Below are 16,076 nucleotides of genomic sequence, written 5' to 3' on the forward strand. Positions count from 1 at the left end.
AGACGGACCCCACAACGACGTGCCAAGGATGGAGACCCCGTGCCCGGTGAGAACCTCACGCGTGACGAGGCCCACGAGCGGGCCCGGCTGCTCGCCGTGGACGGCTACGAGGTCGCGCTCGACCTCCGGTCGGCGGTCCGGGCGGAGGAGCCGACCTACCGCTCGGTCACCACGATCCGCTTCCGCTGCGCCGAGCCGGGCACGGCGAGCTTCGCGGACCTGGTGGCGCCCTCCGTCACGTCGGTGCTCCTCAACGGGCGGGAGCTGGACCCCGCGGAGGTCTTCGACGGGGCGCGGATCGCGCTGCCGGACCTGGCCGCCGACAATGTGCTGGTCGTCGACGCGCAGTGCGCGTACAGCCGCACCGGCGAGGGTCTGCACCGCTTCGCCGACCCCGAGGACGGCGAGGTCTACCTCTACACGCAGTACGAGCCGGCCGACGCCCGCCGGGTCTTCGCGAACTTCGAACAGCCCGACCTGAAGGCGCCCTTCACCTTCTCGGTGACCGCCCCGGAGTCCTGGGTGGTGCTGAGCAACGAGCGGGTCACCGGCGTCTCGGACGGCGGCGAGACCCGGCACTTCGCGCCGACCCGGCCGATCTCGACGTACATCACGGCGGTCGTCGCCGGGCCGTACCACATGGTGCACGACAGCTACCGGCGCACCCTGGCGGACGGCACGGAGCTGGAGATCCCGCTGGGCGCGCTGTGCCGCAAGGGCCTGGCCCGGCACTTCGAGGCCGAGGACATCTTCACCGTCACCCGGCAGGGCCTGGACTTCTTCCACGACCACTTCGACTACCCGTACCCCTTCGGGAAGTACGACCAGGCCTTTGTGCCGGAGTACAACATCGGCGCGATGGAGAACCCGGGCCTGGTCACCTTCCGGGAGGAGTACGTCTTCCGCGGCAAGGTCACCCAGGCGTCGTACGAGGCGCGGGCCAACGTCATCCTGCACGAGATGGCGCACATGTGGTTCGGCGACCTGGTCACCATGAAGTGGTGGGACGACCTGTGGCTCAAGGAGTCGTTCGCCGACTTCATGGGCGCGTTCTCGCTCGTGGAGGCGACCCGCTACAAGGACGGCTGGATCACCTTCGCCAACCGTCGCAAGGCGTGGGCCTACCGCGCCGACCAGCTGCCGTCCACGCACCCGGTCACGGCCGACATCCGCGACCTGGAGGACGCCAAGCTCAACTTCGACGGCATCACCTACGCCAAGGGCGCCTCGGTGCTCAAGCAACTGGTCGCCTACGTCGGCCGGGACGCGTTCCTCGAGGGCGCGCGGCGCTACTTCAAGCGGCACGCGTACGGCAACACCGGGCTCGGCGACCTGCTGTCGGTGCTGGCGGAGACCTCGGGGCGCGACATGGCCGAGTGGTCCCGGGCCTGGCTGCAGACCGCGGGCGTCAACTCGCTGACGCCGCAGGTGACGTACGACGCCGAGGGGCGCGTCGCGGAGCTCGCCGTGGTGCAGGAGGCCGCGGCCTCGCACCCGCAGCTGCGGCCGCACCGCGTGGCGGTCGGGCTCTACCGCCGCACGCCCGGCGGCGCCCTGGAGCGGTACGCGCGCACCGAGACCGACGTCGCCGGAGCGCACAGCGTCGTGGCCGAGCTGGCCGGGGCCGAGCGCCCCGACCTCGTCCTGGTCAACGACGAGGACCTGACGTACTGCAAGATCCGCTTCGACGAGGACTCCCTGGCCGCCGTCCGGGAGCACCTGGGCGAGCTGGCCGACCCCATGGCGCGGGCGCTGACCTGGTCCGCGGTGTGGAACATGACGCGCGACGGGCTCATGCCGGCCCGTGACTACCTCGGCCTGGTGCTGCGCTTCGCGGGCGCGGAGACCGACATCGGCGTGCTCCAGGGCCTGCACATGCAGGCCCGTACGGCCCTGCACGACTACGCGGCGCCGCAGTGGCGCGAGGAGGGGCTGCGCGCCCTGGAGCAGGGCGCCCTGCGCGAGCTGCGCGCGGCCGAGCCCGGCAGCGGGCACCAGCTGGCCTGGGCCCGCTTCCACGCCTCGGTCGCCTCGGGCGAGGCCGGGACGGCGTTCCTGCGCTCGCTCCTGGACGGCACCGAGAAGGTCGACGGCCTGGAGGTGGACCAGGAACTGCGCTGGACGTTCCTGGAGTCGCTGGCCGCGGGCGGCGCCGCGGACGGGTCCGTCATCGACGCCGAACTCGCCCGCGACGACACCGCCTCCGGCAGGCGGCACCAGGTGCGCTGCCTGGCGGCGCGTCCTTCGGCGGCGGTCAAGGCGCAGGCCTGGGCGGCGGTCGTGGAGTCCGACACGCTCTCCAACGCGCTGGTCGAGGCGACCATCGCGGGCTTCGAGCAGGCAGGGCAGCGCGCACTGCTGGCGCCGTACGCCGAGAGGTACTTCGCCGCCATCGAGGGGATCTGGGCGGAGCGGTCGATCGAGATCGCCATGGCCGTGGTCCGGGGGCTCTTCCCGCATCTGCAGGACCGCGCGGAGACCGTCGACGCCGCGGACGCGTGGCTGGACGCGCACTCCGGTGCCGCTCCCGCCCTGCGGCGGCTCGTCGCCGAGTGCCGCGACGACCTCGCGCGGGCGCTGCGCGCCCAGGAACGCGACACCGCGGCCGGCGCGGAGGCCTGACCCGAGGTCGTGTGCGGGGGTGCGCCGCCCGGCGGTCGGCGCACCCCCGCACGCTACCCGCGCGCCCCCGCTCCCCCGGGAACAGACGTCCGGTCACCCCAACGGCGTACGGTCCCCCGTCCGGGCACCCCCTGGTGCCCCGGGTACCGCGGTGACGAATCCGCAGGCAGCCGGGGCCGGTACACCCGGATAGGTGAAATCCGCCCTTCGGCAACCGAACGTCTGAACTTTAGTGCGGGGATGTCCGCATTTGTCGACGGAACGGTAACAGCGGTTAGCCCGCCCCCGGGCAGCGGGAATTGACCCGACATGAACCACAACACCCCCCTCAGCCCCCGCCCCCTCGACCACCCCTCCCGCAAGCGGCCCGCGGTACTGACCGCACGTCAGCTGCGCGAGCACGGCGTCACCCCCGGCACGCTCTCGGAACGCTGCGGACCGGACGGCCCGTGGCAGGAGGTGCTGCCCAAGGTCTACGTGCTGCACCCGGGACCGCCCACCAGCGAGGAACGGCTGCAGGCGGCGCTGCTGTACGCGGACGGCGACGCGATGGTGACCGGCCTGGCGTGCCTCGCCCTGCACCGCTTCTCCTCGGTCCCCCCACTGCTCGGGCTGGAGCGGATCGACCTGCTGGTGGCCCGTCAGCGCAAGGTGCGCGCCGCGGGCGACGTGGGTTTCGTGCGGACGCAGACCCCGCCGCGCCCGCACCTGGTGGGCGGTATCCCGTGCGCCCCGGTGCAGCGGGCACTGGCCGACGCGGTGGCCGAACTCGAGGACGCGGAGACGGTGCGCCTGGTGCTGACCGAGGCGGTGCGCGGCGGGCACTGCGAGGCCACGTCCGTCGTCCGGGAGCTGAGCCGCGCGCGGCTCCTGTCGCGGCCGCACGTCGTCGAGGCCGTGGACGCGCTGCTGGCCGAGGGCCGCGCGATCGCCGAGAGCCGCCTGTACGACATGGTGCGCTGCTTCGGCCTGCCGGACCCGGTGTGGAACGTGGACCTGCGGCTGCCCGGCGGCCCGCACCTGGGGGGCGTCGACGCGTACTGGCCGGAGCACGCGGTCGCCGTCGAGATCGACGCGCGCGCCCCGCGCCAGGACGAGGACGCCCTGTGGTCGGAGTACGCCCGCAAGCGCGAGCACTTGGAGCGGCTCGGCATCACGGTGGTGCACATCACCCCGAAGAAGCTGCGCGAGGCGCTGGAGCAGCAGGCGGCCGTCGTCCGTACCGCGCTGATGGCCTCGGTGGACCGCAACCCGGCCTCGTACGTGGTGGTACTCCCCCGCTGAGGCCGACCAGAGACCGGGCTCTGCGGACGAGCCGGGGACGGGAGGCGGTGGGGACCTCCCGGGAACGGCCGTGCAGAGGCGCGGTCTCACCGATACGGGCACTGGGCGCCCGTTCCGGCCACGGAAGACGGTCCGCCGGCGGGGGCCACGGGGGTGGGTACAAGCCGGCGGCCGGGACGAGGCGGGGGCACACGCGGCGCCGGGGACTGCCGGTCCGTCAGACCGGGTGCGGCAGGGGGTGTCCTGCGACATCGACCCTTGACCGATGGCCGTCGCGTCGATCCGTCAGACCAGGGACGCTTCGAAGATCGCGCGGTTGGCCGAGGTATGGGCGTGATCGCTGTCGGACCACCGGATGCGTTCGGCGATCTCCTGGCCTCCGGCGACGTGCGGGGGCGGGCCTGCGAGGTGGCTGCGCCACCAATGGGCGTTTCGGGTCTGCCGGTCGAGCGCGGCATCGATGAGGCGGGGACGGGCAGCGGAGTCGAGCCGGTACGCGTCGGCGAGGACGCGCACCTGCGCCGCCTGTGCGGTGGCGGGCGGTGCGTCGGGTCTGGAGGAGATGCACCAGGTCCACGCCATGTATCCGAGGTCCTCAAGGGGGTCGCCGGGCGCGGCGGTGTCGAAGTCGATGAAGGCGACCGGGACGTCGTTCGCGAAGACCGTGTTGTTCGGCCCTGGGTCGTGGTGACAGACCACGGGGTGCCGGCCGGCCAGGCGGCTGCCGCGCGTGGCGTCATGGAAAGCGCGGAGCAGGGAGCCCGCGGCGGCCACCTGCGTGTCGGTCCAGCGTTGGAAACGGGCAGGCACCCAGCCGGGGAGGTAGCTGAACACCTCCCGACCGACCGCGTCGAACCCGAGGTGACGCGGAGCGCCGGTGAAACCTTGTTGCCGCAGATGACCGAGCAGCTCGGCGACGAACGAGGACGACGCGCCGACCGGCCGCCGGACGGTGCTGCCGACCCTGACCACGCCAGGAGTGATGCGTCCGCCCGACAACGGGACTTCGATCTCCATGGCTCCATCGTGCCGGGCGCTGAGCCGACCCCCCGCCCGCGCAGGGCCGTCGGTCGATGCTCGGTGGCAATCGGCCAAGGTTCGGTGTGGACGGAGTGGACACAGCGGCGCGGTACCTCGCGAGGGGCGGGGCGGCACCGGTGACCGGTGTGACCGGTGGCCCAACACGGGCGGAACGGCCGACGCCGGTCCCCTGACATCGGCCGGCGGTCCGCGCGCCGGCCATCCGGGACCGGCCCTTCCGCAGTGAACTGCTCATTCGATGTTCACCCGTCCCCCCGCATGGCAGGGCCGTACCGCGGGCGCGTGGACGGCGACTTGGGCGGGTTGGGGCATTGTGCGGCATTCGCAGTCGTCGCCACGTTGACGCATTCGCGTCATGGCAGACCTGCGCCATCTCCGGCACTCCCCAACAACCCGGCACATGGACCACTGTGTCCGTCAACTGGCGCCCAAATCTTGAACAAGGATGCCCATGTCTCTTGAACACATACGCGGGAAGAGACGCGTCCGCATCGCGCTCGCCGCGGGCCTCGTCGCCGCGTTGACCGCGACCGGAATATCCGCCTCCACCGCTTTCGCCGACCCGGCGCACGACCCCGCGGACGCGGCGGTCAAGACCGCCGGCGACAAGCTCGGATCCGCCGACGCGGAACTGCTCGCCAAGGCCAAGGCCGCCGGCGACAAGAACGTCACGATGATGATCGCCACCAAGGCGGGCTCCACCGAGCAGATCTCGGACGAGATCGACGCCCTCAAGGGCGCCTCGGTGGACCGGACGTACGACAAGCTCGGCTACGTCCGCGCCACCGTCCCGACGGGCAAGGCCGACGCCGCCATCGCGGCGGCGCAGGAGCTCTCCTCCGTGCAGGCCGTCGACCTGAAGCAGGAGATCAAGCTCGACGACCCGACCCCGTCGGGCGACGCCGCCACGGCCTCCGCGAAGAAGTCCGCGGCCGTCACCTACCCGGGCCCGGACGCCAACACCCCGGCGGTCAACCCGTACCAGCCCGCGTGGGAGACCGGCGCGGCCGACTTCGTCCGCAAGAACCCCGAGGCCGACGGCCGCGGCGTCACCATCGGCATCCTCGACTCGGGCGTCGACCTCGGCCACCCGGCGCTGCAGAAGACCACCACCGGCGAGCGCAAGATCGTCGACTGGGTCACGGCGACCGACCCGATCCTGGACAACGATGCCACCTGGCGCCGGATGACCAACGGCCCGACGGTCACCGTGGGCACCAGGACCTGGACCGCCCTCAACCCCTCGCAGCAGGTCACGGTGTTCCGCGAGTCGGCCACCGTCGGCGGCGACATGGCCGGCGACCTCAACCGGGACGGCGACACCACCGACCTGTGGGGCGTGCTCTACGACCCGGCCGCCGGCACCGTCCGGGTGGACCTCAACGACAACGGCAACTTCGGTGACGACACCCCGATGAAGCCGTACAAGGACGGCTTCCAGGTCGGGTACTTCGGCACCGACAACCCCGCGACGGCCATCTCCGAGCGGATCCCGTTCGTGGTGGAGATCCGCAAGGACGTCCCGACGGACCCGTACGGCGGCGACTGGATCGGCAAGAAGGCCGACTTCGTCAACATCGGCGTCATCCAGTCCGAGCACGGCACGCACGTCGCCGGCATCACCTCCGCCAACGGCCTGTTCGGCGGCAAGATGATCGGCGCGGCGCCGGGCGCGAAGCTCGTCTCCTCGCGCGCCTGCTCCTGGGACGGCGGCTGCACCAACATCGCGCTGACCGAGGGCATGATCGACCTGGTCGTCAACCGCGGTGTGGACATCGTCAACATGTCCATCGGCGGCCTGCCCGCGCTGAACGACGGCAACAACGTGCGCGCCCAGCTGTACACCCGCCTGATCGACGACTACGGCGTCCAGCTGGTCATCTCGGCCGGCAACAGCGGCCCCGGCCTCAACACCATCGGCGACCCCGGCCTGGCCGACAAGGTCATCAGCGTCGGCGCGACGATCTCCAAGGAGACCTGGGCGGCCAACTACGGCTCGCAGGTCACCAAGGACTACGACATGATGCCGTTCTCCTCGCGCGGCCCGCGTGAGGACGGCGGCATCGCGCCGGTCATCTCGGCCCCCGGTGCCTCCATCAACGCCATCCCGACCTGGGAGCCCGGCGCCCCCGTCGCCGAGGCCGGCTACAGCCTGCCGCCCGGCTACGGCATGCTCCAGGGCACCTCGATGGCCTCCCCGCAGGCCGCCGGCGCCTCCGCGCTGCTGCTGTCCGCGGCCAAGGACGCCGGCATCGACCTGACTCCGGTGAAGCTGCGCACCGCGCTGATCAGCACCGCGAAGAAGATCAAGGACGTCCAGGCCTTCGCCCAGGGCGCCGGCCTGCTGGACGTGGACCGCGCCTGGCATCTGATCAAGACCGGTGCCGACGCCAACACCTACACGGTCAAGGCCCCGGTCTCCACCGCCCTGTCGCAGTTCCTGGCCACCCCGGGCTACGGCACCGGCGTCTACGACCGCGAGACCGGCCTCAAGGCGAACCAGAGCAAGACGTACGACGTCACGCTCACCCGCACCTCCGGCCCGGACCGCGTGATCCGCCACGACCTGCACTGGCTGAACGACGACAGCACCTGGCGGTTCCCCGGTGACGACACCGTCGACCTGCCGCTGAACACGCCGGTCACCGTGCAGATCACCGCCAAGCCGCACACCGCCGGCGCGCACAGCGCGATCCTCGAGGTCGACGACCCGTCGACGCGCGGTGTCGACCAGCAGATCCTCAACACGGTCGTGGTCGCCACGCCGCAGGCCAAGCCGGGCTACGCGTTCACCGCGTCCGACACGGTCCAGCGCAACAGCACCACGTCGTACTTCGTGACCGTGCCCGAGGGCGCCAAGTCGCTCGAGGTCAGGATGAGCGGTCTCGCGGCGGGCAGCCAGACCCGCTTCATCGCCATCAACCCGTGGGGCGTCCCGGTGGACGACACCTCCACGCCGTCCTGCTACCCGAACTACAACAACCCGGCCAACACCTGCCGCCCCGACCTGCGTTCCTACGCGAAGCCGCTGCCGGGCGTCTGGGAGTTCGAGGTCGAGGCACGGCGGACCTCGCCGCTGCTGGACAACCCGTACACCCTGACCGCGACCGCGCTCGGCGTCTCCTTCGACCCCGAGGTCCAGACCGTCGCCGAGGCCACCGTCGGCACCCCGGCCCCGGTCTCGTGGAAGGTCACCAACGGCTTCGCCGCCGTGCAGGGCAAGCTGAAGGGCGGCGCGCTCGGCTCGGCCGAGGCGACCCGTCCGTCCATCAGCGAGGGCCAGGTCATCGACACGCAGGTCGTCGTGCCCGCGGGCGCCACCCGTCTCGACGTGGCGATCGGCAGCACCTCGGACACCGGCGCCGACCTGGACCTGTACGTCTTCCGCAACGGCGTCGAGGTCGGCCGCTCCGCGGACGGCGACTCCGAGGAGGCCGTCAGCATCGCCAACCCGGCGGCCGGCACCTACACCATCGAGGTGGACGGCTTCGCCGTCCCGTCCGGCACCACCGCGTACGACTACCGTGACGTCTTCTACTCGGCGTCGCTCGGCTCGGTCGTCGTCGACGAGGCGGCAAGCGTGCCGCTGGCCAACGGCGCCTCGGCGAACGTCACCGCGAACGTGCTGGTGGCCGCCCCCGCTCCGGCGGGACGCCAGTTCTTCGGCGAGGTCCAGCTGCTCAACGCCAACGGCACCGCCGCGGGCACCGGCAGCGTCATCATCGGCAAGGTGAACGCGGGCTAGTCCGCGCGACCTTGCGCACGATCCGGGGCGGGTGCTGGAACGAGCACCCGCCCCGGCCTTTTGCCCGGGCCGTACCGGCCTAGGCTGGGCAGGGTGACCGCACCCCACGAGCTGACGATGCTGGAACAGGCCGCCGCGGTACGCCGCCGGGAGATCTCACCGGTCGAGCTGACGACCCATCACCTGGACCGGATCGAACGGATCGACCCCGCGCTCGGGGCGTACCTCACGGTCACCCCGGAACGGGCCCTTCAGGACGCCCGGCGCGCCGAGCGGCTGCTGCTGGCCGGCGGGGACCTGCCACCCCTGCTCGGGGTACCGGTCCCGGTGAAGGACCTCACCCCGGTGGCGGGGATCCGCTTCACCTCGGGCTCCCCCGTGTTCGCCGACCGCGTCGCCGAACAGGACGCCCACGTGGTGACCCTGCTCCGGGACGCGGGCACGGTGATGACCGGCAAGACCAACACCCCCGAGTTCGGACTGCCCGCCTACACCGAGGGCCGCGTCGGACCGCCCGCGCGCACCCCGTACGACCTCACCCGCGGCGCGGGCGGCAGCAGCGGCGGCGCCGCGGCCGCCGTCGCCGCGGGCCTCGCGGCGGCCGCGCACGCCGGCGACGGCGGCGGCTCCATCCGGATACCGGCGAGCTGCTGCGGCGTGGTCGGCCTCAAGCCGAGCCGCGGCCGGGTGAGCCTCGCACCCGGCGGCGACATCAGCGGACTCGCCGTGGGCGGCCCGATCGCCCGCACGGTACGCGACGCCGCCGCGCTCCTGGACGTGCTCTCCGAACCGGCCCCCGGCGACCCCTTCCCGCTGCCGCGGCCCGAGCGGACGTTCCTGCGGTGGTGCGACCACGAACCGCGCCGGCTGCGCATCGCCCGCTGGGCCCGCCCGGACGTCGCCGGGGCCACCGTCGACCCGGAAGTGCTCGCCGCGTACGAGCGGACCTCGGCCCTGCTGGAAAGCCTCGGGCACGAGGTCGTCGACGTGCCCCAACCGCTGGCCCCCGGCGACCGGGACGCGTTCACCCCGGTATGGGCGGTCATGGCGGCCCTCACGCCCGTCCCGCCGCAGCGCGAGCACGAACTGCTCCCGCTCACCGCGTGGTTGCGCGCCCAGGCACTGGACGTCGGCGGCCTCGACTACGCGCGCGCCCTCGGCACGATGCAGGCCGCGGGCCGCAAACTGGCCCGCGCGGTCCAGCCCTACGACGCCGTCCTCACCCCGACCCTCGCCCAGCTCCCCGCACCCGTCGGCACCCTGCGTGACGACGCCGACCCCGCGGCCGACTTCGCCGCGCAACTGGCCTTCACCCCCTTCACCGCGCCCTGGAACATCGCCGGGCTGCCGTCGGTGTCGCTGCCGCTGGGGTGGAGCGCGGGGGGACTGCCGATCGGCATGATGCTCGGCGCGCCTCACGGCGCGGAGGGGCCGCTTCTCGCCCTGGCGCAGCAGCTTGAGGCTGCGGCCCCCTGGCCTGTTTCTCCCCCACCCACCCTCCCGTGAGCCCTGTGAAGTCAGGGCGCCCCGACGCGCGTTGTCCGGGGGCCGGGTTCGGGGCCTCCGGGGCTGCCATTCTGGACAGCACATTTAGGTGCCTCTGGTACCCGGCTTGATCACTCCGGGTTGTGCACCCAAATATGCTCCACAGTCCAGAACGCCACCCCTCCGACCCCGCCCCCTCAGGTTTCGCCATGCGCCTGATCCCCGGTGGGTGGGCGAAGAGGCGGTCCGGGGTCACCGCAAGTGCCCATCCGAACCCCCACCGGCCGTAAGTCGCCCCACCGGCCCCGGGAGGGGGTGTGGCGGGGTGCGCCCGGAAGCGACGAGCGGTGACCGCGGTACACGAATCGCGGGGGTAACCCGCGAGCGCTGAGGACGTACCCCGGCGCGGCACCGACCCCACGGCAAACGGGCGGGGCCCGCACTTACCGTGCCGGGCTGGGGGCACCCCCGGCCGAAGGTTGGGGGAGGGCGGGAGGGCGGGGAAAAAACCCGGGCGGCCAGCGCAGCGAACCCGCACGCATTGGGTATGGCTGAGGCTGTCGCCCTGTTTCGACCACCCCCGGGAGCGCACCCCGATGACCGATGCCGCCGAGCGGGACCGACTTGCCGTGCTGCACGGCGTAGCCCCCACGTACCGCCCCTCGGCCGACCGGGAGGTGCGGGTGCCGGACGACACCGTCGTCCAGGTGCTGGCCGCGCTCGGGGTGGACGCCTCGACGCCCGCGGCGGTGCGGGACGCACTGGCGGAGCACGAGCAGCGGGCGGGGCAGCGGCTGCTGCCCCGGAACGTGGTGCTGCGGGCCGGGCGCCCGGCGGGGCTGACACTGCCGGAGGGCACGGCCCTGCGGGTGGAGCGCGAGGACGGGGTCGAGAGCGCGTGGGACGGCCGCGCGGCGCTGCCGGTCGGCCGGCACGCGCTGCGGGCGCGGACGCCGGACGGGCGGACCGCGTCGGCGCTGCTGGTCGTGGCGCCGGAGCGGCTTCCGGGGCCGCCCGAGCGGGTGTTCGGCTTCATGGCGCAGCTGTACTCCGTACTGTCGGCGCGTTCGTGGGGCATGGGCGACCTCGGTGACCTGGCGGACCTCGCGGCGTGGACGGGGCGGGCGCTGCACGCGGGTTTCCTCCAGGTCAATCCGCTGCACGTGGCGGTGCCGGGGCGGCCGACCGATCCGTCGCCGTACCGGCCGTCCTCGCGCCGCTTCCCGGACCCGGTGTACCTGCGGGTGGAGGAGATCCCGGAGTACGCCCATCTCGACGCGGGGGACCGCGAGCGCGCGGCGGACCTGCTGCGCCGGGCGGCGGTGCTGCGCGACTCGGTGCTGCTGAAGGACGCCCTCATCGACCGTGACGCGGTGTGGGAGCTCAAGCGCGAGGCGCTGGCGCTGGTCCGCAAGGTGCCGCTGTCGCCGGGCCGCCGGGCCGCGTACGGGGACTTCCTGGCCGAGCAGGGGCAGGCGCTGGACGACCACGCCACGTGGTCGATGCTGGCCGAACTGCACGGTCACGACTGGCGTTCCTGGCCGGCCGGGCTGCGGGACCCGCGGTCGGGGCAGGTCGCCCGGCAGCGCGGGCAGCGGCTGGACCAGGTCGACTTCCACTGCTGGCTGGCTTGGTTGACGGACAGTCAGCTGGGCGCGGCGCAGCGGGCAGCGCGTGACGCCGGGATGGCCGTGGGCGTCGTGCACGACCTCGCGGTGGGGGTGCACCCCTCCGGGTCCGACGCCTGGGCGCTGCAGGACGCCCTCGCCCGCGGCATGTCGGTGGGCGCCCCGCCGGACGCCTTCAACGCCCGCGGCCAGGACTGGGGGCTGCCGCCGTGGCGCCCGGACGCTCTCGCGGCCACCGGGTACGCGCCGTACCGCGATCTGCTGCGCGGTGTGCTGCGGCACGCGGGCGGGCTGCGCATCGACCATGTGATGGGGCTGTTCCGGCTGTGGTGGGTGCCGGAGGGCAGGCCCCCGACCGAGGGTGCGTACGTGCGCTACGACGCCGGGGCCATGCTCGGCATCCTCGCCCTGGAGGCGCACCGCGCGGGAGCGGTCGTCATAGGGGAGGACCTCGGCACGGTGGAGCCCGGCGTACGGGAGGAGCTCGCGGACCGGGGCATCCTCGGCACGTCGGTGCTCTGGTTCGAGCGGGACTGGGAGGGGGCGGCCGCCGCGGGCGGGCACGGGCACGCCCGGCCGCTGCCGCCGCGGGAGTGGCGGGCGGACGTGCTGGCCACCGTGACCACGCACGACCTGCCGACCACGGCCGCGCGGCTGACCGGCGAGCACGTCGGGCTGCGGCACCGGCTGGGGCTGCTGACGCGGTCGTTGGAGGAGGAGCAGGCCGCCGACGCGGTGGACGTCGCGGAGTGGCTGGCGCTGCTCGGCCGGCTCGGGCTGCTGCCGGAGGGCACGCGGGACGAGGAGTCCGTGGTGAAGGCCGTGCACCGCTTCCTGGCCGCGACGCCGGCGCGGATGGTCGGGGTGTGGCTGCCCGACGGCGTCGGCGACCGGCGCCCGCAGAATCTGCCCGGCACCTGGGACGAGTACCCCAACTGGCGGCTGCCGATCGCCGACGCGGAGGGCCGCCCGCTCACCCTGGAGCAGCTGGCCGCCTCGCCGCGGCTGCACGCCCTCGCCCACGAGGTGCGCACGGCGATGGGGGCGACGGATGTCCCGTAGCCCCCGTGAAGGGCACCCCGGGCGCGCGGGGTACGGGAGCGTTCGCTACTTTGAGAGCGTGGACAAGCTCAACAAGAACGCCCTGCGCGCCGGTGCCGTCTCGGCCACCACGGCGCTGATGCTGCTCGTGTCGTCCCCCGCGTTCGCCAACAGCGTGGACGACGGCTCCGACCCGGGGCCGGGGCTGAGCGTGATCGAGACGCTGGGGCTGTTCCTCGGCATCCCGGTCGTGGCCTTCCTCATCATCGCGGGCCTGGTGACCGTGACCGACAAGTCGCGCAAGCCGCAGGCCTGACGGGCTCCTCCCCCCGACCGACCGCTCGGGCCGGGCCGCGGTTCCGCCGCGGCCCGTTCCGGCGTTCCCCCGTACGGCGCAGTGTGCCCGCCCTGCGGGCGGGCGTCCGCCGGGACCCGGGGAGCGACGTCCCCGGGCCCCGGTGCGGTCACGCCGCCGCGGCGTCCGCGGCCTGTGCCTTCAGGGCGCGTTCCACGCCGGCACGGCACTCGGTGACCATGCGGCGCAGCGCGGGCGCCGGGTCGGCGGCCGCGAGCCACGCGTCGGTGGCGTCCAGCGTGGCCTGCGAGACCTGGATCGCCGGGTACAGGCCGACGATGATCTGCTGGCCCATCTCGTGCGAGCGGGACTCGAAGATGCCGGCGATCGCGGCGAAGTAGCGCTCCGTGTACGGCTCCAGCAGCTCGCGCTGGTCCGGCACGGAGAAGCCGCCGATGACCGCTTCCTGAACGGCGTTGGTCAGCGTCTCGGCCTCGACGACCGCGGCCCAGGCCTCGGCCTTGGCCTCGGCGGTCGGCCGGGCGGCGCGCGCGGTCGCCGCGTGGCGCTCGCCGGCGGCGGTGGCGTCCCGCTGCAGCTCCGCGGCGATGGCGGCCTCGTCGGCGCGGCCGGTGGCGACCAGCCGCTGGAGCAGGCTCCAGCGCAACTCGGTGTCGACCGCCAGGCCCTCGACGACCTCGGAGCCGTCGAGCAGCGCGCCCAGCAGGTCCAGCTGGTCCTTGGTGCGCGCGGTGCCCGCGAAGGCGCGGGCCCAGGCGAGCTGGTGGTCGCTGCCCGGGGCGGCCGCGCGCAGGTGCTCCAGCGTGGCCTCCGTCCAGCGGGCCAGCCCCGTCTCGCGCCACTCGGGGGCGGCGTACAGCTCCAGTGCCGTCGTCACCTGGCGGTGCAGCGACTGCACGACGCCGATGTCGGACTCCTTGCCGATGCCGGAGAGCACCAGCTCCAGGTAGTCCCGGGTGGGCAGTTCGCCGTCACGGGTCATGTCCCAGGCGGAGGCCCACACCAGGGCGCGCGGCAGCGACTCGGTGAAGTCGCCGAGGTGGTCGCGCACGGTGGCCAGCGAGACCTCGTCGAGCCGCACCTTGGCGTAGGACAGGTCGTCGTCGTTGAGCAGCACGACCGCCGGGCGCCCGGTGCCGACCAGCTCGGGCACCGCCGTCAGCTCGCCGTCGATGTCCAGCTCGACGCGCTGGACGCGCACCAGCTTGCCGTCGCGCAGGTCGTACGCGCCGACCGCGATGCGGTGCGGCCGCAGGATCGACTCGCCCTTGGCGCCGGCCGGCAGCGCCGGGGCCTCCTGGCGCACGGCGAAGGAGGTGATGGTGCCGTCGGCGGCGGTCTCGATCTCCGGGCGGAGGATGTTGATGCCGGCCGTCTCCAGCCACTTCTTCGACCAGGTCTTCAGGTCGCGGCCGGAGGTCTCCTCCAGCGCGCTCAGCAGGTCGGTCAGGCGGGTGTTCTTCCAGGCGTGGCGCTTGAAGTACGCCTGGACGCCGCGGAAGAACTCGTCCGTGCCGACGTACGCCACCAGCTGCTTCAGGACGGAGGCGCCCTTGGCGTAGGTGATGCCGTCGAAGTTGACCTGGACGTCCTGGAGGTCGTTGATCTCCGCCATGATCGGGTGGGTGGACGGCAGCTGGTCCTGCCGGTACGCCCAGGTCTTCATGGAGTTGGCGAAGGTGGTCCAGGAGTGCGGCCACTTGCTGCCGGGCGCGTAGGCCTGGCAGGCGATCGAGGTGTAGGTGGCGAACGACTCGTTCAGCCACAGGTCGTTCCACCACTCCATGGTGACGAGGTCGCCGAACCACATGTGGGCGAGCTCGTGGAGGATGGTCTCGGCGCGCACCTCGTAGGCCGCGTCCGTCACCTTGGAACGGAAGACGTACTGGTCGCGGATGGTGACCGCGCCCGCGTTCTCCATGGCGCCGGCGTTGAACTCCGGCACGAAGAGCTGGTCGTACTTGGTGAAGGGGTACGGGAAGTCGAACTTCTCCTCGAACCAGTCGAAGCCCTGCCGGGTGACCGCGAAGATCGCGTCCGCGTCGAGGAACTCGGTCAGCGACGGACGGCAGTACAGGCCCAGGGGCACGGTGCGGCCGCCCTCGCCCTCCCAGGTGCTGTGCACGGCGTAGTAGGGGCCGGCGATCAGCGCGGTGATGTAGGTGGAGATCCGCGGGGTCGGCTCGAAGCGCCACACGTTGTCGACCGGCTCGGGGGTCGCGGAGTTGGAGATGACCGTCCAGCCCGCCGGGGCCTTCACCGTGAAGGCGAAGGTCGCCTTGAGGTCGGGCTGCTCGAAGTTGGCGAAGACGCGGCGGGCGTCGGGCACCTCGAACTGGGTGTAGAGGTAGGCCTGCTTGTCGACCGGGTCGACGAAGCGGTGCAGGCCCTCGCCGGTGTTGGTGTACGCCGCGTCCGCGACGACCCGCAGCTCGTTGGGGCCGGCCTCCAGCGACGGCAGCGCGATACGGCTGTCCGCGAAGACCTCGGCCGGGTCGAGCGCGGTGCCGTTGAGGACCACCTCGCGGACGGCCGGCGCGACCAGGTCGATGAAGGTCGAGGCACCCGCCTCGGCGGACTCGAAGCGCACCGTGGTCACCGACCGGAAGGTGCCGCCCTCCTGGGCGCCGCTCAGGTCGAGCTCGATGTCGTATGCGTCCACGGTCAGCAGGCGCGCTCGCTGGCGCGCCTCCTCACGTGTGAGGTTCGTGCCAGGCACGTTTCCGTCTCCTTCGTCGGTTTTTCGGCCATCCTCGCACGCGAGGGGGGCCGGGCGGCCAGGGGTTTTCCCTCGACCGGCGGACGGTTCCCCCTATGGGCGGCGGCTACCGGCGGTACGGGCCGCACACCACCGGGACGGGAGGGGATGGAGGGGCTCCCGAACGCGTTGACACGCCCTCCGTGCGGGTGATGG

The 16,076-nt window shown here is 73.0% G+C and carries 8 protein-coding genes; 6 read left to right on the plus strand and 2 right to left on the minus strand.

Translation table 11 applies throughout. From position 1 onward, the window contains the following. Positions 1–39: 39 nt before the first annotated feature. Positions 40–2,622 carry an aminopeptidase N gene (gene pepN, locus ACIP64_RS07650; RefSeq protein ID WP_401582843.1) on the plus strand — a complete coding sequence of 861 codons (2,583 nt, stop codon included), beginning with the start codon at positions 40–42 and terminating at the stop codon, positions 2,620–2,622. Positions 2,623–2,931: 309 nt separating this feature from the next. Next, positions 2,932–3,906 carry a hypothetical protein gene (locus ACIP64_RS07655; protein WP_401582844.1) on the plus strand — a complete coding sequence of 325 codons (975 nt, stop codon included), beginning with the start codon at positions 2,932–2,934 and terminating at the stop codon, positions 3,904–3,906. Positions 3,907–4,191: 285 nt separating this feature from the next. Here the strand turns inward: ACIP64_RS07655 and ACIP64_RS07660 are convergent, their stop codons facing one another. Then, positions 4,192–4,923 (minus strand): phosphotransferase family protein, encoded by a 732-nt coding sequence (locus ACIP64_RS07660; RefSeq protein WP_401582846.1) that lies wholly within the window; start codon positions 4,921–4,923, stop codon positions 4,192–4,194. Between the two features lie 475 nt (positions 4,924–5,398). Between ACIP64_RS07660 and ACIP64_RS07665 the strand changes: the two genes are divergently transcribed. The 4 genes from ACIP64_RS07665 to ACIP64_RS07680 all read left to right on the plus strand — a co-directional run bounded on the left by ACIP64_RS07665 (position 5,399) and on the right by ACIP64_RS07680 (position 13,162). After that, positions 5,399–8,692 (plus strand): S8 family serine peptidase, encoded by a 3,294-nt coding sequence (locus ACIP64_RS07665; protein ID WP_401582848.1) that lies wholly within the window; start codon positions 5,399–5,401, stop codon positions 8,690–8,692. A 93-nt stretch (positions 8,693–8,785) separates the two neighbouring features. Then, the gene (locus ACIP64_RS07670; protein ID WP_401582849.1) at positions 8,786–10,198 is read left to right on the plus strand and encodes an amidase; all 1,413 of its coding nucleotides are present in this window, start codon (positions 8,786–8,788) and stop codon (positions 10,196–10,198) included. Positions 10,199–10,773: 575 nt separating this feature from the next. Beyond that, positions 10,774–12,867, plus strand: coding sequence for a 4-alpha-glucanotransferase (gene malQ / locus ACIP64_RS07675; RefSeq protein ID WP_401582851.1), 2,094 nt, complete (start codon positions 10,774–10,776; stop codon positions 12,865–12,867). Between the two features lie 58 nt (positions 12,868–12,925). Further along, the gene (locus ACIP64_RS07680; RefSeq protein ID WP_401582853.1) at positions 12,926–13,162 is read left to right on the plus strand and encodes a hypothetical protein; all 237 of its coding nucleotides are present in this window, start codon (positions 12,926–12,928) and stop codon (positions 13,160–13,162) included. A 148-nt stretch (positions 13,163–13,310) separates the two neighbouring features. Here ACIP64_RS07680 and pepN (ACIP64_RS07685) read toward each other — a convergent pair whose 3' ends face one another. Beyond that, positions 13,311–15,881, minus strand: a complete 2,571-nt coding sequence (pepN, locus tag ACIP64_RS07685; RefSeq protein ID WP_401582855.1) for an aminopeptidase N — start codon at positions 15,879–15,881, stop codon at positions 13,311–13,313. Between the last annotated feature and the right edge of the window lie 195 nt (positions 15,882–16,076).

It is taken from the genome of Streptomyces sp. NPDC088733 (assembly GCF_044751185.1).
In the GTDB taxonomy this organism is placed as follows: domain Bacteria; phylum Actinomycetota; class Actinomycetes; order Streptomycetales; family Streptomycetaceae; genus Actinacidiphila.

Coding starts and splice junctions, on each gene's coding strand:
- ACIP64_RS07660 (WP_401582846.1), bottom strand. CDS start 4,923: ATGGAGATCGAAGTCCCGTTGTCGGGCGGACGCATCACTCCTGGCGTG.
- malQ (WP_401582851.1), top strand. CDS start 10,774: ATGACCGATGCCGCCGAGCGGGACCGACTTGCCGTGCTGCACGGCGTA.
- ACIP64_RS07655 (WP_401582844.1), top strand. CDS start 2,932: ATGAACCACAACACCCCCCTCAGCCCCCGCCCCCTCGACCACCCCTCC.
- ACIP64_RS07665 (WP_401582848.1), top strand. CDS start 5,399: ATGTCTCTTGAACACATACGCGGGAAGAGACGCGTCCGCATCGCGCTC.